Origin of the sequence: Plantibacter sp. LMC-P-059a, from assembly GCF_030209505.1 — a bacterium.
Lineage (GTDB): Bacteria > Actinomycetota > Actinomycetes > Actinomycetales > Microbacteriaceae > Plantibacter.
In genome coordinates, this window is the sequence record NZ_JARVRZ010000006.1 from 461665 (window position 1) to 484905 (window position 23241).

Genomic DNA, 23241 nt, shown 5'->3' on the forward strand with positions numbered 1-23241 from the left:
GGTACACACCGAGCCAGGTGATGACCGCCTAGTCCACCGTCAGTCTGGCGAGCGCCGCGGGCACCTGCCACGCGCCGGCCGCATCGCGCTCGAGCGGGAGCTCGGCCGTGATCGCCGGGCCGGCGGTCGGGAGCGGGGCGATGACGTGCGGCGTCGGAGCCCAGGTGACCTCGATGCCCGCCGCCTGCAACTCCTCGGCGTCCAGCACGATGAGCAGCAGTGGGAGCTGGAGCGAGCCGTAGACGCGGTCGAGCACCTCGAGCAGACCGTCGGCGGTCGTCGCGTGGACGAACCCGGCGTCCACGAAGGGCACCGCCCTCGTCGACACCTCGTACTCGCCGAACGGCCTGCTGGCCTCCCAGTCGTCGACGATCGCCACGTGCAGGATCTTCGTCATCTCCACCCTTTCGCTTGAATGAGACGCTACCGTATCATTAGAGCATGGACACGAGACGAGGTCGCCCGACGGCTGCCGAACGGGACCGCCGCCGCGATGCGATCCTCGACGCGGCCATCGGACGCTTCACTGCGCACGGGTACGGCGGGACGACCATTGAGGCGATCGCCGCGGACGCGGGCGTGACGAAGCGGACGATCTACAGCTGGTTCGGCGATCTCGCCGGCGTGCTGTCGGCCGCCGTCGAGCGGCAGCACGCCTACCTCATCGCGGTCGACACCCCTGGGTCCGACGCCGAGTCCCTCGAGGACGCCGCGACCCGGCTGGTCCTGGCGCTGCACTCGGACGTCTCGGTCGCGCTGCACCGCCTCGTGATCGCGGAGTCTCCGCGCTTCCCCGAGGTCGCCGCCGGGTTCTACGCCGCGGGTCCGGCTCGCTCGATCGCTTTCCTGTCCGGCCACGTCGGCGAGCAGGCGGAGCAGCTCTACACCCTGCTCCTCGGCGAACCGCATCGACGTAGGCTGCTCGGCTTGTCCGCTGCGCCGACGCCGGCCGAAGCACGGGCGCATGCCCGCGCGTGCCTGGCACTGGTCGTCGACGAGGACCTAGTCCACGACCCATCGGCCACACAACCCGGGACGACCCCGATTCCGACCGTGTAAGTCGTCTGACACACTTACGATCATGAAGCGTTCCACTCTCCCCGCCCTCGCCGTCGTCCTCCTCGCCCTCGCGGGCTGTTCGGCAGGAACCCCGACTCAGACGTCCGCCCCCTCCGCGACCACCGCGGCACCGACGGCCACGCCCTCGGCGACCTCCGAGCCCATGAGCGACGCGAGCTGCGAAACCGTCCTGACGGACGAGGAGTACGCGAGCCTCGCGGAGGACGGGCTGGTCCTGGACCCCGACATCTACGTCCTCGACGACACGATGCAGTCGATCATCGACGCCGGCGGCCTCGGTTGCTACTGGGCCCGCTCCGGCGGCGACATCCGCGTCTGGTACGCGCAGGGAGCCAAGACCAGTGCCGAGTGGGACACCCAGAAGCAGTCGCTCATCGGCGCCGGATGGACCGAGACCGACGCGTCGGTCGCAGGTGCCCTCCAGGCCCCCGACGGGAACGACCCCGACTACCTGCCCGTCGTGACCTACCGGGATGGCGTCGTCTACTACGCCAGCGTCGCGAACCTGCTCCCCTCCGTGAAGGCCCTCCAGGAGTAGCCACCCGGCCGCACGCTCAGCGGTCGAGCGTCACCATGTCGCTCACGCCGGCGGTCGCGTCGGCTGCGAGCGAGCCGTCACGGGCGAAGTCGGCCCACATCTGACGCAGGAACCGACCACGACGGTCGACCTCCGACCAGCTCGACGTGCCGATGAGCGCCGTCCGGCTCCAGGCCCGCTCGGTGCCGAGCAGGAGCGGCAGATCCGTCACGTGTGAAGCACCGTAGGGACTGCCCGGCGGTGCCCAGCTGAGCTCGTACCGGGTCGCCCGACCGCCGGACGCCCGGTGCCGTTCGACGAACGCCTTCGCGTCACGGGTGTAGGTCAGGTGCGTCGTCGCGCCGACGAGCGCCCGTCGGATCGGGACCCCGACGAGCGGCATGGCGGTGAGCCGCGCGAACACCGGGATGAGCGGCACGTAGAGACGCGTCTCCTCGGTCGTCGAACCGATGAGCACGTCGATGTGCGATGCGGCCTCCCGCCAAGCCGCGTCGCGATCGGCCTCCGCCGGGAGCGGCGCGTGCCCGTACTGGGTGCCGAACGCCATGCCACCGCGCAGCCCGAAGCGCCTCGCGGCACGTTCCACCCGCTCCTCCAGGGCCATCAGCTCGACGACCGGGGTCTCGCGGCCCGGCGCCCCGGCAGCCCGCATCATGGCGCTCGCCATCTTCGCCCGGCCGCTGCTGATGCCGAGCGGCGCACTCTGCAGGATCACCCGGCGGAACAACCCGGCGGTGCCGTCACTGATCATCAGGTGGGCGATCGCGTCGGCACCCGCCGATTGCCCGAACAGGGTGACCAGGCCGGGGTCGCCGCCGAACGCCGCGATGTGCTCGTGGATCCAGCGGAGCGCGAGCACGAGGTCGAGGAGACCGAGGTTAGCCGGCAGCGTCTCGCCGTCGCCGAGAAAGCCGAGGATGCCCAGCCGGTAGGTGACGGACACGACGACGACCCGCTGCTCGAGGACGAGCGCGCTCGGGTCGTACACGTCGAGGTCGCCGGCGCCCGTGACGTACGCCCCGCCGTGGATCCAGACCATCACGGGCAGCGCCTCGCCGGGCTGCACGTCGGCGGGCATCGTGATCGAGAGCGCCTGACAGTCCTCGGAGTCGACCATCCCTTCGCCTGCCCCCTCGAGGACGGCCTCGAGCACCCGTGACGGCCGCTGCGGCGAGGCCGGTGCCCGCTCGAAGGCCCGGAACGGCACTGGATCGCCGTCGGCGGCGACGGGCAGACCGGTCGGAACCGGCACCTCGAAGCGACCCGCACGGGCGTAGGGGATGCCGAGCGCCCGCACGACCGGGCCGTCGACCTTCGCGAAGATGGTTCCGAGCGAGGTCTCGAAGCCACGTTCGTCCGCCGGCGACACCGGAGGCGCGGACGCCTCCGCACCTGGTGCGTCGGAGGTCGGGCTCGCGTGCAACTCGGTCATCTGTCCACGCTATCCCCGAGCGGCCTGTGCACAACTCCTGCCCGACGGGCTCACACCGAAGACACGGCAGCCCGAACCGGGCCGAGCTGCCGGCCGAGGGCGGGTCGAGCAGGAGTTGTGGACGACGGGCCTGCCTACGGGATGCGGATGTAGACCGGGTCGCCCCAGATGGTCAGGCGGTGCTGGACGTACCGACCCCAGTCGGGCGAGTCGTACATGCCACCGTTGCCGTCGTAGATCGCGATGTGCCCCTCAGGCCAGTAGAGCAGGTCGCCGGCCACGGCCTCGGACGCCGAGATCTGCACGCCGGACGCCGCCTGCGCACCGGCCCCGCGCGGCAGGGAGACACCGAAGGCCGCGAACACGTACTGGACGTAGCCGTCGCACGCGAAACTGTCCGACGGGTCGTTGCCGTTGCCGTAGGGCACGACACCGACGAACTGCGCCGCGTAGTTGAGGATCGCCTCGCCGGAGCGGGCGACGTTCGGTGCCGGGAAGGTACGGCCGGACGACGCGGAGGCGGACGAGGACGCGGAGGCCGAGGCGGTCTCGGCGGCGGCGGCGGCCTGCGCGGCTGCTGCAGCGGCGGCCGCTGCGGAGGCGTCGAGCTCCTCCTGGCTCGTCGCGCCGTAGCCGTCGCGCGTGAACGGCGCGGCCGTGGCGGTCGACGGCACCGAGTAGGACACGGACTGCATGGTCGCGGCGGACGGGATCGCGCCACCCGTCGCGGCGTCGACGTCGACTCCGGCCGCGGCGGCAGGCATCGAGACCGAGACGAACAAGCCGGTGGCGAGGGTCATGACGCCGAGCGTGGCGAACGGCTTCGCACGCTTCGCGAACGAGCCCTTGCCGCGCTTGGCGGACGGGCGCTTCACGGGCACGAGGTCGACGTGGCGTCGCTCGTCCTCGGCGGACGCCGTCCAGCGGTCGTCCTCGATTCGGGCGGCCCGACGCGCGGCGCGAGGGCTCAGGGCGACGTGACGGCCGCCACCGCCGCGGGACGGCCGGGACGGCGTCGACGCCGAAGTGGTCGGCGCGGCGCCGGAGGTCTGCGCGAGAGTGGTGGCCGGGGTGTCCACGTGCAGTCGTTCGACGGCGCGCGCGGGCGTGGTGCTGGTCATGAGTGGGGTACCGTCCTGGGTCTCGTGCGCGTCGGGGGTGCGCTCGGTTCATGCTCGGTGGGTGTCGCTGGGCCGGGGAAGCCCCTCCCTCGATGACCGCGGTCGACCGGTTGCCCGGTCCGAGGGAGACGAAACGGCCACCCTACGTGGGCTTCCCTGAGAGGAACCTCCGCTTGGGACGCCCTGTGGACGGGCGATGAACGACGGAGCACGAGGCGTCACCGCCCTCGCAGCACCCGCCGGATCAGTCGGCCTGGACGCCGACCGTCGACTGCCGGACGACGAGCTCCGGCTGGAACACGATCTGCTCCGGCACGCCTCCCACCCCGGCGGCGGCCTCGCTGAGCAGGAGTTCGACGGCCGTGTGCCCCATGAGGGCGCTCGGCTGGCGGATCGACGACAGCGGCACGACCGCAGCCGACGCGAAGTCGATGTCGTCGTATCCGATGAGCGCGATGTCCTCCGGCACCCGCACCGAGCCGAGCATGCTGAACGCCTGCAGGACCCCCATGGCGAGGAGGTCGTTCGCCGCGAACACCGCGTCCGGCCACTCGTCACGAGGACGTCCCGTGATCGCCTCGCCGGCCGCGCGCCCTTGCAACACCGTGAGCGACGTGGTCTCCAGCGTCTCGAACTGCACGTCGACCCCACCCGCCACCGCCGCCTCGACCGCCTGGGTCGCCCCCGCGAGTCGGTCGCGGACCTGCCGCAGCGACGCGGGGCCACCGACGACGGCGATGCGACGACGGCCGAGCGAGACGAGGTGCTCGACCGCGAGCCGGCCGCCGGCTACGTCGTCGACGGCGACCGAGGAGAAGCTCGCGTCGTCGGTCTGCCGGTCGACGAGCACCGTGGGCGTCCCGCGGTCGCGGAGTCGGGCGAGGCGGTCGAGGTCGTCGCCGAGCGGGGTGATGAGGACGCCGGCGACGCGCTGCTCCTCGAAGAGGTCGAGGTAGGCGCGCTCGCGGTCGAGGCTCTCGTCGCTGTTGCCGAGCAGGACCGACAGTCCTTCGGCGTCGGCGCGGTCCTCGGCACCACGGGCGACGTCGGTGAAGAACGGGTTGCCGACGTCGAGCACGACGAGGCCGATGCTGCGGCTCCGGCCGGCGCGGAGCTGTCTGGCCGCGTCGTTCCGCACGAAACCGAGCTCGTCGATGGCCGCGTGCACGCGTTCGACGGTGACGGGCGACACCTTCTCGGGGCGGTTCAGGACGTTGGAGACGGTTCCGACCGAGACGCCGGCCCTCGCCGCGACGTCCTTCACGCTCGCACTCACGGTTCCCCTTTGCCGGTCGGTCCCGCCAGGTGACGCCGGTCGGGCTGGCTCATTGTTGCACGCAGCGACTGCGCCCGCCCGCCCAGCCCACCGCCGACGTCCACCCCTGTCCCGTTCTCAGGAGTCCCCCGGCGCGGCGCACTCACCCGAGACCGACACACCGACCGACCCCTGAGAACGGGCGATGCTCACACCGGATCGGTCGGCAGGACCTGGGCGATGGGCAGGGTGACGACGACCTCCAGGCCGTGACCGGGACGGTTCAGCAGTTGGATCGCTCCCCCGGCGTTGCGCGCGATGGCGGCGACGATCGCCAGCCCGAGTCCCGATCCGTGCCCGGAGGACCGCGTCGCGTCCGAACGACTGAACCGCTCGAGGGCGCGTGGTTCGAAGGCCGGATCGAGCCCGCCCGCGGTGTCCGACACCCGCAGGGTGAGCAGGTCGCCGGCGTCGTCGAGCAGGACCGACACCCGGCGCGGAGCGGTGCCGCGATCGGCGAACGCCTGCAGCGCGTTCCCCAGCAGGTTGTCGACGAGTCGGCCGAAGTCGTCGGCGCGGACGGCGTATGCGGCCGCAGTGTCCGGTGCACGGTCGGCGAGCGCGCTCACGACCTCGACCTCCACACCGGCCAGGGTGTCGTCCGAAGCGACGCGGAACCTGGCCCGCTCGACCGCTTCGAGCGCCTCGGCGTCGAGGGCGGCCGCGGTCGACCGCCCGACCGGCGCGTCGGCCTCGATCCGCGAGAGTTCGAGCAGGGAGGTGACGAGCGCCGACAGCCTGGTGGCACTCCGTTCGGCACCCTCGATGTCGGCGAGCAGCTGCTCCCGCGACGAGTCCTCGAGCCTCGCGAGTTCCAGCTGCGTCCGCAGGATCGCGAGCGGCGTCCGGAGTTCGTGGCTCGCGTCGGAGACGAGCTGTCGCTCGCGGTCGGCGGACGCCCGCAGCCGCTCGATGAGGTCGTTGAGGGTGATCGCGAGCTGCGCGATCTCGTCGTCCGCCCGCCCCACCGGAAGCAGCTCCGCCGTCGAGCGACCGCTCAGGCGCTGAGCGCTCACCCGCAGCCGCGTGACCGGGCGAAGCGACACGGTCGTCAGGATCCAGCCCCCGGCCGCGACGCCGAGGACGAGGAGCGCGAACGATCCGACCAGCAGGAGCCGCATCTGGACCAGCACGGTGGTCTCCTCGGCCTCGTCCCGCCCGGCGATGACGTACCAGGTGTCGCCGCCGACGGTCACGGGCTGCGACAGCAGGACGTACGTGGCCCGGCCGGCGTCGACGATGGTGACCTCGCGGGTCGCCGCGAGCGCGGGGAGCTGCCCCGCCAAGGTCGTCGGGAGGCTGAAGACGGGGATCGAGCCGTCGGGGGCGATCACCGCGATCCGGGTACCGAGGCCGGGACCCTGCAACGGGTCGTCGGGCCTCGCCTGCAGCGCGAACACGTACTGCGCGCCGTCGCTGCGGAGCGCCTGGACGGTGCCGTCGCGGACGATGCGTTCCAACTGGGCGTTGATCGCGAGGCCCGCGAAGAGCGACACGACGACCGCGATGAGGAGGCTGCCGCCCGCGATCCGGGTGCGGATGCCGTGGTGCCGCCCGCGTCCGCCGCGGGCCCGTCCGCCGCGCTCATCCCCGCCGGGCCCACCCGTCATCGGCTCACCGTTCCGCGGGGACGACGGAGAACCCCACGCCCCGGCTCGTCACGATGCGGACACCTGCCTCGGCCAGCTCGAGCTTCCGTCGGAGCCGGCTGATGTACTGGTCGACGACGTTCGGGTCGATGTTGTCGAAGGTCTCCCAGACCTCGCGCAGCATGGCCGCACGGGACACCACGACCCCAGGCTCGCTCGCGAGGACGCGCAGGACGTCGAACTCGGTCCCGCTGAGCGGCACGTCGCGTTCCCCCACGCGTGCCCGATGGCGGTGCAGGTCGAGCGTCAGCCCGCCGACGTCCAAGCGCGGCTGCGCGGTGAGGGCGTCGCGTCGCCGGACGGCGCGGATGCGGGCGGCGAGCTCGGCGAACGCGAACGGTTTGATCATGTAGTCGTCGGCTCCCGCGTCGAGGCCGCGGACCCGGTCGTCGACGGCGTCACGGGCGGTGAGCAGGATGACGGCGAGCGTCGGGTCGAGGTCCTTGAGTTCGCGGCAGACGGTGAAGCCGGAGCGCCCGGGCAGCATGACGTCGACGACGGCGACCTGGTACCCCGTCTCGCCACCCGCAGCCGGGTTCGCGACCGCCTGCCTGGCGAGGGCCAGCGCACTCGGGCCGTCGAACGCGGTCGTCACCTCGTGTCCGTCGGAACCGAGGCCGCGGGAGAGGAGGGCCGCCATCTCGCGTTCGTCGTCGACCACGAGGATCCGCACGGTCGTCCTCCTTCGCCATCGAGCATCCACAGCCTAGGCGAGCCGACCCCGACGGTGTTTCTGAAGGTCCTGTCAGGAACGGCCTGTGCGTCTTGCCGCTCGCGAGAAGCCGGCCGTACAGTGCAGTGCTCCCGACCATGAATCGATTCATGAAGCCGGTCGGAGACGAACCCCTCACCGTGGAGGAACGGACCCTCAATGACGATCGACCCGCCAGCGCAGCCCGCGCGCTCAGCGCAGCCCGCGCTCTCCCTCATCGGAGCCGCCAAGACCTTCGGCCCCGTCGTCGCACTCGCCGACGGCACCGTCCAGGTCGAGGCCGGGGAGATCCACGCCCTCGTCGGCGAGAACGGCGCAGGCAAGTCCACGCTCGTGAAGATCCTCGCCGGCCTCTACACGCCGGACGCCGGAGACTTCACCCTCGCCGGCAAGCCCGTCGCCTTCCGCGGCGTCGCCGACAGCAAGGCCGCCGGGGTCTCCGTGATCTACCAGGAGCCGACCCTCTTCCCCGACCTCACCGTCGCCGAGAACATCTTCATCGGCCGCCAGCCGAAGAACAGCCTCGGCCTCATCAGCACCAGCGCCATGCGGAAGGCCGCGAAGGGCCTCTTCGACCGCCTCGGCGTCCAGATCGACCCCGACCGCGTCGCCGAGGGCCTGTCGATCGCCGACCAGCAGATCATCGAGATCGCCAAGGCCATCTCCCTCGACGCCAAGGTCCTCATCATGGACGAGCCCACCGCGGCCCTCTCGGGTGTCGAGGTCGACCGCCTCTTCCAGGTCGCCCGCTCCCTGCGCGACGCGGGCGCCGGGATCCTGTTCATCTCCCACCGCTTCGAGGAGGTCTTCGCGCTGTGCGACCGCATCACGGTCATGCGCGACGGCCGCTACATCGCCACCCACGTCACCGCCGAGACGACCGTCGACGCGATCGTCCGCCAGATGGTCGGACGGGACATCGCCACCCTCTTCCCCAAGCAGGACGCGGAGATCGGCGACGCGGTCCTCACCGTCGAGCACCTGTCGCGGGCGGGCGTCTTCTCCGACATCTCCTTCACCGTGCGATCGGGCGAGATCGTCGCTCTGGCCGGACTCGTCGGCGCGGGACGCACCGAGGTCGCCCGCGCGGTCTTCGGTATCGACCCGTACGACTCCGGCCGCGTCACGCTCGGCGGGGCACCGGTCAAGGCCGGCGACCCGCAGGCCGCGATCACGGCGGGCATGGGCTTCGTCCCGGAGGACCGCCGCAAGCAGGGCCTCGTCATGGACCTCTCCGTCGCCCGGAACGCGACCCTCACCCTCCGCCACCGGCTCGCCCGGTTCGGCCTCATCTCCGGCCGCCGCGAACGACAGGCCGCCGAGGAGTGGTCGACCCGACTCCAGGTGAAGACGGGCTCGCAGGAGTACGCGGTCTCCACCCTCTCCGGCGGCAACCAGCAGAAGGTCGTGCTCGCGAAGTGGCTCGCCACCGAGCCGAGCTTCCTCATCGTCGACGAACCGACCCGCGGCATCGACGTCGGCACGAAGAGCGAGGTCCACCGCCTCATCTCCGAACTCGCGGGCCGTGGCATCGCGATCCTCATGATCTCCTCCGAACTGCCCGAGGTCCTCGGCATGGCCGACCGCGTGCTCGTCATGCACGAGGGCCGGATCACCGCCGAGCTCACCCGCGAAGAAGCGACCCCGGAGACCGTGATGCACGCGGCGACCGGATCCCTGGAAGGCGCACGATGACGAACACCACCACCAAGCCGGGCGGCGGCACGCGACCCGGCGGCACCCCCGTCACCGTCGCGACCGAGCGCACGACGAACCCGATCGCGTCGATCGTGCGGCTCCGGGAGCTACCGGTGACGGTCGCCCTCGTCGTCCTCGTGCTCGTGACGTACCTCGCGAACCCGCTCTTCCTCTCGGCGCAGGGGGTGAAGGACCTCCTCCTCAACGCGACGATCATGATCATCCTCGCCGTCGGCCAGGCGCTCGTGATCATCACCCGCAACGTCGACCTCTCCGTCGGATCGATCCTCGGACTCGTCGCCTTCGCGACCGGCACCATGTTCGCGACGATGCCCCAGCTGCCGATCGTCGCCGTGTTCCTCATCGCGATGCTGCTCGGCGCGGTCCTCGGTGCGATCAACGGTGCGCTCGTCACGATCGCGAAGGTGCCGGCGCTCGTCATCACGCTCGGCACGCTGTACATCTACCGCGGCCTCAACAACGCCTGGGCCGGCGGCACGCAGTACTTCGCCGACGACCGGCCGGACGCCTTCGGCAACCTCTCCGTCGACACGGTCCTCGGGTTCCCGGTCATCACCCTCATCGCGATCCTCGTCGTCGTGGTCGTCGCCGTGTTCATGGCCGGTGCCCGTTCGGGCCGCGACCTGTACGCGATCGGGTCCGACCCCGACGCCGCGAAGCTCTTCGGCATCCCCGTCGGCCGCCGGGTGTTCCTCGCCTTCCTCGCCAACGGGGTGCTCGCCGGGCTCGCCGGGGTGCTCTACGCCTCCCGCTTCAACTCGGTCGGTGCGACCACCGGGTCCGGCATGGAACTCGACGTCGTGGCCGCTGCGGTGGTCGGCGGTGTCGCCATCTTCGGCGGCAGCGGCTCGGTCGCCGGAGCAGCGATCGGCGCGATCCTCCTCACCACGATCACGAGTGCCCTCACCGCTTTGCGCGTCGACAAGTTCTGGCAGCAGGCGATCGTCGGTGTCCTCATCCTGGCCGCGATCATCATCGATCGTGTCGCCAGCCTCCGTACGGCCAAGAAACTGCGAATGAGCGAGGCACGCGATGTCTGATCTGAAGACCCCGGCACCGGCGAAGGCGCCGTTCACGAAGGGTTCCGGCCCGCTCGGCACCGACACCACCGGCGTGCTCGTCGCAGAGCCGAAGGGACGCACGGGACTCTCCCGCATCCTGCTCGGTCGCGACGCGATCATGATCTACGCCCTGCTCGTGGTCGTGATCGGGGCCTGCCTGCTCATCCCGCGCTTCGCCTCGCCCGTCACCGTCGGCTTCCTCCTCCTCGACGTCATCCCGATCCTCCTCATCGCCATGCCGATGACCCTCGTCATCATCACGGGCGAGATCGACCTGTCCGTCGCGAGCACCGCCGGCCTCACGAGCGCCGTCATCGGTGTGCTGTGGGCAGGCGGCGGGATGGACATCGGCGTGGTCCTCCTCATCGGCCTGCTCGTCGGCGTCGTCGCGGGAGCGTTCAACGGCTTCCTCATCGCGGTGGTCGGGCTCCCCTCGCTGGCCGTGACCATCGGTACCCTCGCCCTGTTCCGCGGGCTCGCGCTCGTCGTCATCGGCGACAACGCCGTCGCGAACTTCCCCGCGGAACTCACCGCGTTCTTCACCTCGAAGATCGGCTCCACCGGTATCCCGGTCGTCATGGTCGGCGTGCTCCTCGTCGTGATCCTCTTCGGCGTGGTCCTGCACCTCACCCCGTTCGGTCGCGGCCTCTACGCCCTCGGGTTCAGCTCGGAGGCGGCGAGCTTCGTCGGCATCAAGGTGGCCCGCTCGAAGTTCTGGCTGTACGTCGCGACCGGCGGCGTCTCGGCCCTGGCCGGGATCTTCTGGACGCTGCGCTACTCCAGCGCCCGCAGCGACAACGCCTCGGGCCTCGAACTCGCCGTCATCGCGGCGGTCCTCCTCGGCGGTGTCTCCATCTTCGGCGGCAAGGGATCGATCCCCGGCGTCGTCGCCGGCGTCCTCCTCATCGGCACGATCAACTACGCGCTCCGACTCGGTCGCGTCTCCGACGTCGTGCTCATCATCGTCACCGGCACCCTGCTGATCGCCTCGGTGGTCGGCCCCAGTATCTTCGAATCCGTCAAGCAGTGGAACCACCACCGACGAATCCGACGCAGCCTGCCCCAGCACTGATCCCCGATCAGCGCGCACCCGGGCGATCCCACGCCACAGCACCAGGCGTATCCAGAAAGGAACAGACAATGCAGTCGATTCGAAACCACGCGACAGGCCGTCCGGCCCGTCGAGCAGCGGCCCTCATCGCCGCAGCAGCATCACTCGCCCTCATCGCGACGGGGTGCGCCACCGGCGACTCCGCCGGCTCCGGTGGTGGCGCGGGCGGCGCCGAGAGCATCACGTTCATCCCGAAGCAGCTCAACAACCCCTACACGGACGTCGTGCTCGGCGGCGGTGAGGACGGCGCGAAGGCGGCCGGCTTCTCGGCCACCGAGGTCGTCGGTCCGCTCGAGGCGAGCGCGTCCAGCCAGGTGTCCTTCATCAACGCGGAGACCCAGGCCGGCACGAACGTCATCGTCATCGCGGCGAACGACCCCGACGCCGTCTGCCCCGCCCTCAAGGAGGCTCGCGAGGGCGGCGCGAAGATCGTCGCGTTCGACTCCGACACCAGCAAGGACTGCCGCGACGTCTTCATCTCGCAGGTCGTCGCCAAGGACGTCGCGCTGATCCAGACGAAGCTCATCGCGGAGCAGATCGGCGGATCCGGCGAGATCGCGATCCTTTCGGCCACGGCCAACGCGACGAACCAGAACGAGTGGATCGCCTTCATGGAGGAGGAGCTCAAGTCGAACCCCGAGTACAAGGACATCAAGCTCGTCGCCAAGGTCTACGGCGACGACGACGACACGAAGTCCTTCCAGGAGGCCCAGGGGCTGCTCCAGGCGCACCCGAACCTCAAGGGCATCATCTCGCCCACGACGGTCGGCATCGCCGCGACCGCCCGCTACCTCTCCACCTCGGAGTACAAGGGCAAGGTCGCACTGACCGGCCTCGGTCTCCCGAACGAGATGCGTCCGTTCGTGAAGGACGGCACCGTCACCGCGTTCGCGCTGTGGGACCCGGCTCAGCTCGGCTACGTCGCCGCGTACGCCGGTAAGGCACTCGCTGAGGGCACCATCACGGGCAAGGAGGGCGACACCTTCAAGGCCGGCGACCTCGGAGACCGCGAGGTCGGCGCCGACGGCACCGTCATCGTCGGCCCGCCGACCACCTTCACCGCGGACAACATCGACGACTACGACTTCTAGGAGTCACCCGCGTCAACGCACCACCACACGAACCACCACCACTGCCCTATCTCAGGAGCGGCTGGGCGTGTCGCCTCACCGGGGCCCGCGCCACCGCCGACACGCCGACGGCGTCCTGAGTTAGGGCAGTGGGTCGTTCGGGCAGTCGGTGGTTCGGGCAGTCGGTCGTCAGGGCAGTTTGTCGTCGGCGGGGGGATCGGATCGCTGCATCTCGAGTTCGAGCTTGCGGATGCGCTCGGCGTCCTCGGCCGCCTGGATCTCGCGCTCGAGGGCGGCGAGCTGCTCCTCGGTGCTGCTGACGGCGCGGTCGGGCTGCGACGGCGACGGCGACGGCGGCGTGGTCGACGACGACCCACGGGCCGGGCCCCACGAGCCGGACGTCCGCGGCTGCTTCCGGCCGCGGCGTTCGGGGAGCTTGATGCGACTGTTCGACCAGTCCTTGCCGAGGAGGAACCACAGGCCGACGCCGATGAGGGGGATGAAGACGATGAGCAGGACCCAGACGATCTTGGGCAGGTTGCGGACGACGGGTTCCGGCTGGCCGACCACATCGATGAGCGCGACGATCGTGAGGACGATGAGCAACAACGACAACACGAACATGCGTCAATCCTAGGCAGGCTGTCGGTGCGTTCGGCCAGGATGGGACGATGAAGACCATCCCCCTGCCCCAGACCGACCTGACCGCGTCCAGCATCGTCCTCGGCCTCATGCGCATCGAGCCCCTCGACGACGAGGCCATCCGCACCCTCTTCCACACCGCTCGCGACGCCGGCGTGACCGTCTTCGACCACGCCGACATCTACGGCTCGGAACGCCACGGCTGCGAGCGCCGGTTTGGCGACGCCGTCACCCTCACCGCCGCCGAGCGCGAGCAGGTGGTCATCCAGTCGAAGGTCGGCATCCGCCCGGGCTTCTTCGACTTCTCCGAGGAGCACATCCTCCGCACGGTCGACGAGTCGCTGGCCGCGCTCAAGACCGACTACCTCGACCTCCTGCTCCTCCACCGGCCCGACACCCTCGTCGAGCCCGAGGAGGTCGCGTCCGCGTTCGACAGCTTGCAGGCGTCGGGCAAGGTCCGGAACTTCGGCGTCTCGAACCACACGCCGGCGCAGGTCGAGCTCCTCAAGGCCTCGGTCGAGCAGCCGCTCATCGCGAACCAGGTGCAGCTGAGCATCACGCACGCGCCGATCATCGCGTCGGGGATCGCCACGAACATGGCCGGCCTCGACCAGTCGATCGACCGCGACAACGGCATCCTCGACTACAGCCGCCTCACCGGCATGACCCTGCAGGCGTGGTCGCCGTTCCAGGCCGGCTTCTTCACCGGTGTCTTCCTCGGCGACCGCGAGCACTACGCGGAGCTCAACGACGTGCTCGACGAGCTGGCCGCGACGCACGACGTCACGCCGACGGGGATCGCCACGGCGTGGATCACGCGTCACCCGGCGAACATCCAGGTGGTGCTCGGCACCACGAAGCCGTCGCGCGTGGAGGAGGCTGCTGCGGGTTCTGACGTGACGCTGTCGCGCCAGGAGTGGTACCGCCTGTTCACCGCGGCCGGTCACACCCTGCCGTAGACCCTCGCGGTTCGCGGGTCGCCATCGGCGGGCCGCACCGTCCACAACTCAGGACCGACCCCGCGTGGCGCGTCCGCCGGGCCGGCTGTCGCGTCGACACGCCGCGGTCGTCCTGAGTTGTGGACGGGTACGCTCGTGGAGGGAACCGGGAGGACGGACATGGCGAAGCACGACATCGGGTTCGCCGCCGTCGCCAGGCTCGCCGGGGTCTCGAACGCGACCGTCTCGAACACGCTCAACCGCCCCGAGATCGTCGCCCCGGCCACGCGTGAACGGGTGCTCGCGGCGATCGCCGAACTCGACTTCGTGCCCAACCGCGCTGCGGCGACACTCCGCCAGGGCACGAACCGGCTCATCGGCCTCGTGATCCCCGACATCGTGAACCCCTTCTACTCGGCGATCACCCGCGGCGTGACCGAGGCGGCCGCCGAGCACGGGTACACGGTCGCCCTCTGCGTCAGCCACGACGACCCGGACCTCGAGCTGCAGCACTTCGAGATGCTCGCCGAGCACCGGGCCGCCGGCGCCCTGGTCGCTCCGTTGACGGCCGACGCCTCGCGCCTCGCCCAGCTCCGCCGGGTCGGCAGCCGCCTCGTGCTCATGGACCGCACCGCCCCCGAGGGAACCGGGTGCTCCGTGGCGATCGACGACGTCCGCGGCGGCGAGCTGGCGGTGGCCCACCTGTTGGCGACGACGGGCGGGCGAGGACCGATCGTGCTCGTGAACGGCGACCGCGCGATCCCCCAGTGCGAGGACCGTCGCGCTGGGGCACGGAACGCCTTCGTCGCGGCGGGGATCGATCCCGACGAGCTGGTGGAGGTCACCGCCCGGGAGATGACCGTGGATGCCGGACGTGAGGCCGGCCGAGGCATCGCGACCCGCACACCGGACGCCGCCGGGGTCTTCTGCACGAACGACCAGCTCGCCCTCGGCGTCATCCGCGGCCTGAACGACGGCGGTCTCGACGTGCCGGGCGACGTGTCGGTGGTCGGCTACGGCGACCTGCCGCTCGCGGCCGACGGGCGGGTGCCGCTCACCACGGTCGAGCAGCCGAAGGATGAGCTCGGACGCGTCGCCGTGGAGATCCTGTTGGCCGAACTCCTTGCTGAGCTCGGAACCGATCGCTCCTCGCACACGCATGTGGCGCGCACCCTCGAGCCGCGCATCGTCGTGCGCGAATCTGCTCCGATGACTCGGCACGAGTCGATTTCCGCTTCCTGATCCTCGACGCGGCGAGGCGGTTGGCGCTACAGTCGGATCACGGATTTAATCGATTAAACGGCATCGCCGCCGGACGAACAGGATCACCGATGACCCACACCCCCGCCGCGCACCCGCTCCTCGCGCCGAAGGCACGCCGCAAGCCCCGCGTCGGCCTCGTCGCCGGCGGACTCGGGACGTACTGGCCACAGTTCCCCGACCTCCTCCCCCAGCTCCAGGCGTCGGCGCGCGTCGTCTCCGAACGCTTCCAAGGCATGGACGCCGAGGTCGTCGACGTCGGATTCATCTCCGACGCCCAGGAAGGCGAGGTCGCCGCCGAGCGCCTCCGCCAGGGCGACTGCGACCTCATCGTCCTCTTCCTCACCACCTACCTGACGTCGTCGATGGTCCTCCCCATCGCCCAGCGCACCGGCACCCCGGTACTCGTCATCGACCTGCAGCCGACCGAGCGCATGGACCACGCGAACTTCGACACCGGCGCCTGGCTCGCCTACTGCGGACAGTGCCCGGTACCCGAGGTCGGCAATGTCTTCCGCCGCGCCGGCATCCCCTTCCGTTCGGTCTCGGGGTGGTTGCAGCAGGAGTCGGCCTGGGAGCGCATCGGTCGGTGGATCCAGGCGGCCCATGTCCGCGCCGCTCTCCGGCACGCACGGCACGGGCTCATGGGTCACGTCTATCCCGGCATGCTCGACGTCTCGACGGACCTCACCCTGCTCCCCACCACGTTCGGATCGCACGTGGAGGTGCTCGAGTTCGACGACCTCCGCGTCCTCGTCGACGAGGTCACCGACGCCCAGGTGGCCGACCGCATGGCCCTCGCCCGTGAGGTCTTCACGCTCGACGACACCGTGGTGGAGGACGACTTCGCGTGGGGCGCCAAGGTCTCGGTGGGCCTCGACCGCCTCGTCGAGGAGTTCGCGCTCGACAGCCTCGCCTACTACCACCGCGGTCGCGACGGCGAGCAGCACGAACGACTGGGTGCCGGCATGATCCTGGGCGCCTCGTTGCTCACCGCGCGCGGCGTCCCGACGACCGGTGAGTACGAGCTGCGGACGACGGTCGCGCAACTCGCGACCCAGGTCGTCGGGGCCGGTGGTTCGTTCTGCGAGATCCAGGCGCTGGACTTCGTCGACGGGGTCGTCGAGATGGGCCACGACGGACCGGCGCACCTCGCGGTCAGCTCCCGCGACCCATTGCTGCGCGGCCTCGGGGTGTACCACGGCAAGCGCGGCTGGGGCGTGAGCGTCGAGTTCGACGTGCGCCACGGTCCGGTGACGTTGTTGGGACTCGGACAGGACCGCGACGGTTCACTCGCGTTCGTCGCGTCGGAGGGGACGGTCGTGCCGGGCCCGCTCCTCGCGATCGGCAACACGACGAGCCGCGTGGACTTCGGTCGGGACCCCGGCGTCTGGGTCGACGAGTGGAGCGCGACCGGCATCGGCCACCACTGGTCGCTGTCGCTCGGGCATCGGGCGGCCGACTACCGCGCGGCGGCCAGTCTCCTCGGGATCGACTTCCGCCAGGTGTGACGCGGCGCCGGTCCCTGAGCCGACCCCGCGGTCCCTGAGCTTGTCGAAGGGCAGCCAGGCCGATGCACCCTCGGAACCCCAGGCCCCGCAGAAGCACTTCGACAAGCTCAGTGACCGAACGAACCTCGCATCCGAACCGCTCCGATCCCCGAGCCGACCCCGGTCCCTGAGCCTGTCGAAGGGCAGCCAGGCAGCGGACAGTCCCGGAACACGACGCCGCTCAGGAGCACTTCGACAAGCTCAGTGACCGAACGAACCTCGCATCCGAACCACACCCCGGTCCCTGAGCCTGTCGAAGGGCTCACGGACCGACCGCCTCAGAGCACGGCGCGCAGCCGCTCCGCCGCGGGCTCCACGACCGCGATCGGCGCCGGTCGCTGAAGCCCGTCGAGTGCAACCGACAGGCGACGGGCCGCGCGATCGACGTCGCCACCGCCCGCACCCAGTTCACGGATCGGCGCGAGCAGGGCAGCCCGTCGCAACCACGGCTCATCCTGCATCCACCGGTCGAGCACGGTCTCGGCCTTCGCCCGCGCCGTGCCGTCGAGGTGGTCGAGCAGGGGGCCGACGACGTCGGTCGCGAGCGGATCGGCCAGCTCGGCATGGCGACCGCTGCGCACGAAGCCCTCGATGCGCGTGAGATCCGTGTGCTTGAGGACGGCGACGCTCGCCTGCAGGAGGACGACCGTCGCGAGCCGACGCTCGAAGACGGGCACCGACCAGAGCTCGGATGCGAGGGCCGTCAGCTCGTCGTGCTCCATCCCGCGGAACTTCCGCAGGGCGTCCCGGACGGTGCCGCGGACCGCTCCGACGGACGATCCGTAGGACTCGAGCCCGCCGCCGAGCCGCTCGACGACGTCCGCGGCACGGTACCCGTCGCCCTCGTACTGGAGCGCGGCGTCGATGAACTCCCCGGCAGCACCCATCCCACCATTCTCCCTCCTGGTGCCGGGTACGGTGGGGCGATGACCATCGTGATCGTAGGACTCGGACAGCTCGGCTCGGACGTCGCCGGGAGGCTCCTGGCCCGCGGCGAGGACGTGGTCGGCGTGAAGCGCACGGCCCCGACGACCGCGATCCCGGCCACCGAGACCACCTCGGGGCACTTCACCCTCCAGCTCTGCGATCTCACCACCACGAGCCCCGAGCTCCCGACGGACACGGCCGCGATCGTGATCGCCCTCGCTCCACACCAGCGGTCCGTCGAGGCCTACGACGCCCTCTACCGTGACGGGATCGCGCACCTGCTGGCCGCCGTCGCGGCGCTCCCCGGCACCCCACCGCGGATCCTCTTCGTCTCGTCGACCGCCGTGTGGGGCGAGGACGGCGGCGAGCGCATCGACGACACCACGCCCGCCGTCCCGACGACCGGGACCGCACGAGCACTGGTCGCCGCGGAGGAGGCCGTCAGTGCCGCCGTGCCGGAGGTGAGTCTCATCCGGTTCGGTGGTCTCTACGGGCCGACGTCGACGATGTTCGTCGACCAGGTCCGCGACGGCCGCGTGACCAGGCCGTCCGGGTGGACCAACCGCATCCATCGCGACGACGCCGCAGCCGTGATCCTGCACCTCCTCGACCTACCGGCGACGGCCCTGCGTCCGGTGGTGGCGGGCATCGACGAGGAGCCGGTCCTCCTGTCGACGGCGGCCGACTTCATCGCCGAGCGCCTCGGCGTCGCCCCACCGGTCCTCGACGACGCCGGCCGCACGCCCGAGGAAGCGCATCGTGGCAAGCGCATCGTCGCCGCCGCGCTCCGCGACACCGGGTTCTCCTACCGCTACCCCACGTACCGCGAGGGCTACGCGGCGCAGCTCCCCTGATCGACGCCGGTCACGCCGGTCACGCCGGTCACGCCGGCTTCGACACCTCGGCCATGGCACGACGACCGGACGGCACGAGCACGGCGACCGCGAGGACGACGAAGGTGAGCACGCCCGCGACCACGAGGAGCAGCTCCACCGAGACCACGTCGGCGAGCGGTCCGAAGACGATCATCCCGAGTGGCATCGACACCGCCATGACGATGCCGACGAAGCCGAAGACGCGGCCCTGACGTTCCGGTTCGACGCGTTCCTGCAGCAGCGTCATGGAGGTCGTCGAGAAGAACGGCACCGCGAGGCCGAGCAGGAGCATGAAGCCGAAGAACACCCAGAGGTTCGTCGACAGCCCGAGGCCGATCGAGAGCACCCCGAACACGACCGACGAGCCGACGAGGAGCAGCACCCGGTTCTTCGTGCCACCCCAGATCCCGATGATCGCGCCGCCGGCGACCATGCCGACGCTGAACGCGAGTTCGTTCACGGTGAGCATCCACACCTCGTCGCCAAACGAGCGCGCGATCATGAGCGGCGTCAGATAGGACGGAGCGACGATCAGCAGGAACACGATCGCGAAGAGGATCAGCAGCCACCGCACGAACCCGTGACGCCACACGTAGCGGACGCCCTCGGTGAGGTCGGCAAAGTAGCCGGGACGTTCGCCACTCCGGACGAGCGTGCGCACCGGGACGAGGAGCAGTAGGCCGATCCCGATCGCCGCCGTGACGACGTCGACGAAGAAGATCGCGACGAGCGACGCGCTCGCGTACAGCGCGCCGGCTGCCGCGGGGGCGACGAGCATCATCGCCGACTGGATGGAACCGTTGATGCCGTTGACGCGCATGAGCTTGTCCGTCGGCGTGATCTGCGGGATGAGCGCGGACACGGCCGGCATCTGGATGCCGGCGCCGACCGAGCGGATCGCGAGCGTGAGGAAGATGAGCCAGAGGTCGGCGGCGCCGGTGATGAGGAAGATCGCGAGGGCGAGCGTCGTGATCGCGATGGAGCCGTCGGCGACGATGATCAGCAGCTTGCGGTTCATCCGGTCGGCCCAGACCCCGCCGAAGATGGACACGACGGCCTGCGGCAGGAACCCGGCGACCGCGGCGAACGCCAGCACCACCCCGGACTTCGTCTCGAGGGTGAGGTGCCACATGATCGCGTACTGCACGAGCATCGAGCCGAACAGCGAGACGGTCTGGCCGGACAGGAAGACGGCGACGTCGCGTCGCCAGCGCGGGTGGTCGGCCGCGTCGAAGGCGTCGACCGCGAGATCGTCGGTCGACGCGGTCGGATCAGGCGCCGACGGACCCGCGGTCGTCGGCCGGTCCGCCTGCCCGTCGTCGGGAGTCATGTGGACACCGTATACATCGACGGCTCGCCTGTCCAGACCCAGTCGGTGGGCACGGGTGGCCGCAACGGCGTCGACTCAGCCGGTGTGCGCCAGGAGCGCCGGCACGAGCTGTGCCCATGTCGGCGGCGGCGGGTTCTGGTGCCCCATGCCGGGGACCACCAGCAGGCTCGCCCCTGGGATGCGCGCCGCGAGCCGTTCGCCGTGTGCGAGCGGGAACAGCGGATCCTCGGATCCGTGGACGACGAGCGTCGGCACCGCGATCGACTCCAGGTCCTCACGCGCACCCGGCCCCGACTCGAGGGTCCAGTGATTCTCGGACGAGCGCGGCGACGGCGTCCGCGCGAGCACGGCCCGGCCGATGCGGGCGACCCGCTCCTCGTCGACCGGGATGGAACCGGAGAACAGCCGCTCGGAGTCGACGATGGCCGCCACGGGATCGACGTCCACAGGCGCGCCGTCGGAGGCATCGCCGGACGCCGCCCCCATCGAAGCGAACGCCGCCTGCAGCCGAGGGATCGGCGGTGGCAGCTCGTCGCCCTGACCAGTGCGCCCGCCCGGCGAGGTCGACATGAGCGTGATCGATGCGAGGAGCTCCGGGCGGCGGAGGGCGAGTTGCATCGCGAGACCTCCGCCCATCGACAGGCCGACCACGTGCGCCGGTGCGGCGTCGAGGTGCTCGATCAACGCGGCCAGGTCGTCGACGAGATCGTCGCCCGTGTAGGCGGCTTCGCCGAGCGCGACCGTCTCGGACTCGCCGGTGTCGCGGAGGTCGTAGCGGACGACCCGTCGCGGACCCGAACCCGCATCCCCCGCGGCGAGCAGGGCGCAGAACGACTCGTCCCACCAGTCCATCGAACTCGACGCGCCCGCCACGAGCACGATCGTCGGCGCCGCCTCGTCGCCGAACGACTGGAAGGCGAGGCCGACGCCGTTGAGACGGGCGATGGTGACGGGTGTCGTGCCGCCGTGAGCATCCATGCACTCACCGTAGACAGCGGGCGGCGGGCACACCAGAGCCGTCGGATGCCGACCGGGCGCCCGCACCACCATCGGCGGAGTGATTGACCGCGAGGGACGCCGTCGATAGCCTGAACGAGCGGTCGATGAATCGATTCATGGGCGCGTGGCACCCTAACCGAAAGGCCAGCCTCGATGACGAGCACCGAGCCCCTGCACCGCGTGTGCTTCCAACTGCAGGTCAAGCCGGAACGGCTCCCCGAGTACCGCGAGCGTCATGCGGCCGTCTGGCCCGAGATGCTGCGAGCCCTCGCCGACACCGGCTGGCGGAACTACTCACTGTTCATCAGAGACGACGGGCTCCTCATCGGGTACCTCGAGACGCCCTCGCTCGAGGCGGCCCAGGCCGGCATGGCCGCGACCGAGGTGAACACCCGCTGGCAGGCCGAGATGGGTGAGTTCTTCGTCGACCTCGACCTCCCGCCAGACCAGGGCTTCCTGCAGTTGACCGAGGTCTTCCACCTCGAGGACCAACTCGCCGCCCTCCCCACCGCCACCATCGCCGAGCCCGAACCACTTCCCTAACTCAGGATGCGATCGGCGTGTCGCCCCCAACGCGGCGAGCGCGGCACCCGACACGCCGCACCCGTCCTGAGTTAGGGCAGAACAGGCAGCACGAGTAGCGACGTTGAAACGATTCACGTATGCTGCAACCGACGCCATCGCGGCGCACACCGACCACCGGAACACCCACAGAGAAGTGATCATGACCCGTTTCGACACCATCACCCCCCTGCTCGAGAAGCAGGCCATCGAGCTCCCCTCCTGGGCGTTCGGCAACTCCGGCACGCGCTTCAAGGTGTTCACGACGCCCGGCACCCCGCGCACCCCCGAGGAGAAGATCGCCGACGCCGCGAAGGTCCACGAGTTCACCGCCCTCGCGCCGAAGGTCGCCCTGCACATCCCGTGGGACCTCGTCGACGACTTCGGCGCCCTGCGCACGTACGCCGAGGATCACGGCGTCGCCCTCGGCACGATCAACTCGAACACCTTCCAGGACGAGGACTACAAGTTCGGCAGCCTGACGCACAGCGACCCGAAGATCCGCCAGAAGGCGATCGACCACCACTTCGCGTGCATCGACGTGATGCACGCGACGGGGTCGCAGGACCTCAAGATCTGGCTCGCGGACGGCAGCAACTACCCGGGCCAGCAGGACATCCGCGGCCGACAGGACCGCCTCGCCGACTCGCTGCAGCAGATCTACGCGCGACTCGGCGACGAGCAGCGCCTCGTGCTCGAGTACAAGTTCTTCGAGCCGGCGTTCTACCACACCGACGTCCCCGACTGGGGAACGTCCTACGCCCAGGTGGTCGAGCTCGGCGACCAGGCGCTCGTCTGCCTCGACACCGGACACCACGCGCCCGGCACGAACATCGAGTTCATCGTCGCGCAGCTGCTTCGCCTCGGGAAGCTCGGTTCCTTCGACTTCAACTCCCGGTTCTACGCCGACGACGACCTCATCGTCGGCGCGGCCGACCCGTTCCAGCTGTTCCGCATCCTCTACGAGGTCGTGCGCGGCGGCGGTCTGGACGACGACTCCCCCGTCGCGTTCATGCTCGACCAGTGCCACAACGTCGAGGACAAGATCCCCGGTCAGATCCGCTCGGTGCTGAACGTGCAGGAGATGACGGCCCGCGCGCTGCTCGTCGACCGCGACGCCCTGACCACGGCGCAGGAGGCCGGCGACGTCCTCGGCGCGAACGGGATCCTCATGGACGCGTTCTACACCGACGTCCGCGGCCCGCTCGCCGCGTGGCGTGAGAGCCGCGGACTGCCGGCGGACCCCTTCGCCGCCTACCTCGCCTCGGGCTACCAGCAGCGGATCGCCGAGGAGCGCGTCGGCGGCACGCAGGCCGGCTGGGGCGCGTAGGCACCCGAGTACGACGAGGCC

Annotated in this window: 22 protein-coding genes; 12 read left to right on the forward strand and 10 right to left on the reverse strand. The window is 70.5% G+C overall.

The window, feature by feature from the left end:
• Positions 1-28: 28 nt before the first annotated feature.
• On the reverse strand, positions 29-397 hold the full coding sequence (locus QRN27_RS15510) for a DUF952 domain-containing protein (RefSeq protein WP_285043006.1): 369 nt from the start codon (positions 395-397) through the stop codon (positions 29-31).
• Between the two features lie 44 nt (positions 398-441).
• Here QRN27_RS15510 and QRN27_RS15515 point away from each other — a divergent pair, with 44 nt between their 5' ends.
• Positions 442-1059: a TetR/AcrR family transcriptional regulator gene (locus QRN27_RS15515; RefSeq protein WP_285043007.1), complete on the forward strand. Its 618-nt coding sequence runs from the start codon at positions 442-444 to the stop codon at positions 1057-1059.
• 22 nt (positions 1060-1081) lie between these two features.
• Complete coding sequence (locus QRN27_RS15520; protein WP_285043008.1) at positions 1082-1618, forward strand: hypothetical protein; 537 nt, start codon at positions 1082-1084, stop codon at positions 1616-1618.
• Between the two features lie 16 nt (positions 1619-1634).
• On the opposite strand, the gene QRN27_RS15525 is transcribed toward QRN27_RS15520, so the two are convergent.
• The 5 genes from QRN27_RS15525 to QRN27_RS15545 form a co-directional block, all read right to left on the reverse strand.
• Positions 1635-3050, reverse strand: a complete 1416-nt coding sequence (locus tag QRN27_RS15525) for a carboxylesterase family protein (RefSeq protein WP_285043009.1) — start codon at positions 3048-3050, stop codon at positions 1635-1637.
• Positions 3051-3184: 134 nt separating this feature from the next.
• Positions 3185-4171: a C40 family peptidase gene (locus QRN27_RS15530; RefSeq protein ID WP_285043010.1), complete on the reverse strand. Its 987-nt coding sequence runs from the start codon at positions 4169-4171 to the stop codon at positions 3185-3187.
• A gap of 244 nt (positions 4172-4415) precedes the next feature.
• On the reverse strand, positions 4416-5447 hold the full coding sequence (locus QRN27_RS15535; protein ID WP_285043011.1) for a LacI family DNA-binding transcriptional regulator: 1032 nt from the start codon (positions 5445-5447) through the stop codon (positions 4416-4418).
• Positions 5448-5635: 188 nt separating this feature from the next.
• Entirely contained in the window at positions 5636-7096 is a 1461-nt protein-coding gene (locus QRN27_RS15540) for a sensor histidine kinase (RefSeq protein ID WP_285043012.1), read from the reverse strand.
• A 4-nt stretch (positions 7097-7100) separates the two neighbouring features.
• The gene (locus QRN27_RS15545; RefSeq protein WP_285043013.1) at positions 7101-7808 is read right to left on the reverse strand and encodes a response regulator transcription factor; all 708 of its coding nucleotides are present in this window, start codon (positions 7806-7808) and stop codon (positions 7101-7103) included.
• 198 nt (positions 7809-8006) lie between these two features.
• Here QRN27_RS15545 and QRN27_RS15550 point away from each other — a divergent pair, with 198 nt between their 5' ends.
• The 4 genes from QRN27_RS15550 to rhaS all read left to right on the forward strand — a co-directional run bounded on the left by QRN27_RS15550 (position 8007) and on the right by rhaS (position 12829).
• Complete coding sequence (locus QRN27_RS15550) at positions 8007-9542, forward strand: sugar ABC transporter ATP-binding protein (RefSeq protein WP_285043014.1); 1536 nt, start codon at positions 8007-8009, stop codon at positions 9540-9542.
• Positions 9539-10606 (forward strand): ABC transporter permease, encoded by a 1068-nt coding sequence (locus QRN27_RS15555; protein ID WP_285043015.1) that lies wholly within the window; start codon positions 9539-9541, stop codon positions 10604-10606. Before QRN27_RS15550 ends, QRN27_RS15555 begins: the two co-directional genes overlap by 4 nt.
• Positions 10599-11699, forward strand: coding sequence for an ABC transporter permease (locus tag QRN27_RS15560; RefSeq protein WP_285043016.1), 1101 nt, complete (start codon positions 10599-10601; stop codon positions 11697-11699). Before QRN27_RS15555 ends, QRN27_RS15560 begins: the two co-directional genes overlap by 8 nt.
• 68 nt (positions 11700-11767) lie before the next feature.
• Entirely contained in the window at positions 11768-12829 is a 1062-nt protein-coding gene (gene rhaS, locus QRN27_RS15565; RefSeq protein ID WP_285043017.1) for a rhamnose ABC transporter substrate-binding protein, read from the forward strand.
• Between the two features lie 168 nt (positions 12830-12997).
• On the opposite strand, the gene QRN27_RS15570 is transcribed toward rhaS, so the two are convergent.
• The gene (locus QRN27_RS15570) at positions 12998-13432 is read right to left on the reverse strand and encodes a PLD nuclease N-terminal domain-containing protein (protein WP_285043018.1); all 435 of its coding nucleotides are present in this window, start codon (positions 13430-13432) and stop codon (positions 12998-13000) included.
• A 47-nt stretch (positions 13433-13479) separates the two neighbouring features.
• Between QRN27_RS15570 and QRN27_RS15575 the strand changes: the two genes are divergently transcribed.
• The 3 genes from QRN27_RS15575 to QRN27_RS15585 all read left to right on the forward strand — a co-directional run bounded on the left by QRN27_RS15575 (position 13480) and on the right by QRN27_RS15585 (position 17159).
• Positions 13480-14409 (forward strand): aldo/keto reductase, encoded by a 930-nt coding sequence (locus QRN27_RS15575; protein ID WP_285043019.1) that lies wholly within the window; start codon positions 13480-13482, stop codon positions 14407-14409.
• 159 nt (positions 14410-14568) lie between these two features.
• Complete coding sequence (locus QRN27_RS15580; protein WP_285043020.1) at positions 14569-15630, forward strand: LacI family DNA-binding transcriptional regulator; 1062 nt, start codon at positions 14569-14571, stop codon at positions 15628-15630.
• An 89-nt stretch (positions 15631-15719) separates the two neighbouring features.
• Positions 15720-17159 (forward strand): L-fucose/L-arabinose isomerase family protein, encoded by a 1440-nt coding sequence (locus QRN27_RS15585; protein ID WP_285043021.1) that lies wholly within the window; start codon positions 15720-15722, stop codon positions 17157-17159.
• A 317-nt stretch (positions 17160-17476) separates the two neighbouring features.
• Here the strand turns inward: QRN27_RS15585 and QRN27_RS15590 are convergent, their stop codons facing one another.
• Positions 17477-18085 (reverse strand): DNA alkylation repair protein, encoded by a 609-nt coding sequence (locus tag QRN27_RS15590; protein WP_285043022.1) that lies wholly within the window; start codon positions 18083-18085, stop codon positions 17477-17479.
• Positions 18086-18124: 39 nt separating this feature from the next.
• On the opposite strand from QRN27_RS15590, the gene QRN27_RS15595 reads away from it, so the two are divergent.
• Complete coding sequence (locus QRN27_RS15595; protein WP_285043023.1) at positions 18125-18979, forward strand: NAD-dependent epimerase/dehydratase family protein; 855 nt, start codon at positions 18125-18127, stop codon at positions 18977-18979.
• A gap of 28 nt (positions 18980-19007) precedes the next feature.
• On the opposite strand, the gene QRN27_RS15600 is transcribed toward QRN27_RS15595, so the two are convergent.
• Both QRN27_RS15600 and QRN27_RS15605 read right to left on the reverse strand, forming a co-directional pair.
• A complete protein-coding gene (locus QRN27_RS15600) occupies positions 19008-20330 on the reverse strand; it encodes an MFS transporter (RefSeq protein WP_285043024.1) in 1323 nt (440 codons plus the stop codon).
• Positions 20331-20405: 75 nt separating this feature from the next.
• The gene (locus tag QRN27_RS15605; RefSeq protein ID WP_285043025.1) at positions 20406-21308 is read right to left on the reverse strand and encodes an alpha/beta fold hydrolase; all 903 of its coding nucleotides are present in this window, start codon (positions 21306-21308) and stop codon (positions 20406-20408) included.
• Positions 21309-21482: 174 nt separating this feature from the next.
• Between QRN27_RS15605 and QRN27_RS15610 the strand changes: the two genes are divergently transcribed.
• Positions 21483-21872, forward strand: a complete 390-nt coding sequence (locus tag QRN27_RS15610; protein WP_285043026.1) for an L-rhamnose mutarotase — start codon at positions 21483-21485, stop codon at positions 21870-21872.
• Positions 21873-22053: 181 nt separating this feature from the next.
• The gene (rhaI, locus tag QRN27_RS15615) at positions 22054-23220 is read left to right on the forward strand and encodes an L-rhamnose isomerase (protein WP_285043027.1); all 1167 of its coding nucleotides are present in this window, start codon (positions 22054-22056) and stop codon (positions 23218-23220) included.
• Positions 23221-23241 lie beyond the last annotated feature (21 nt).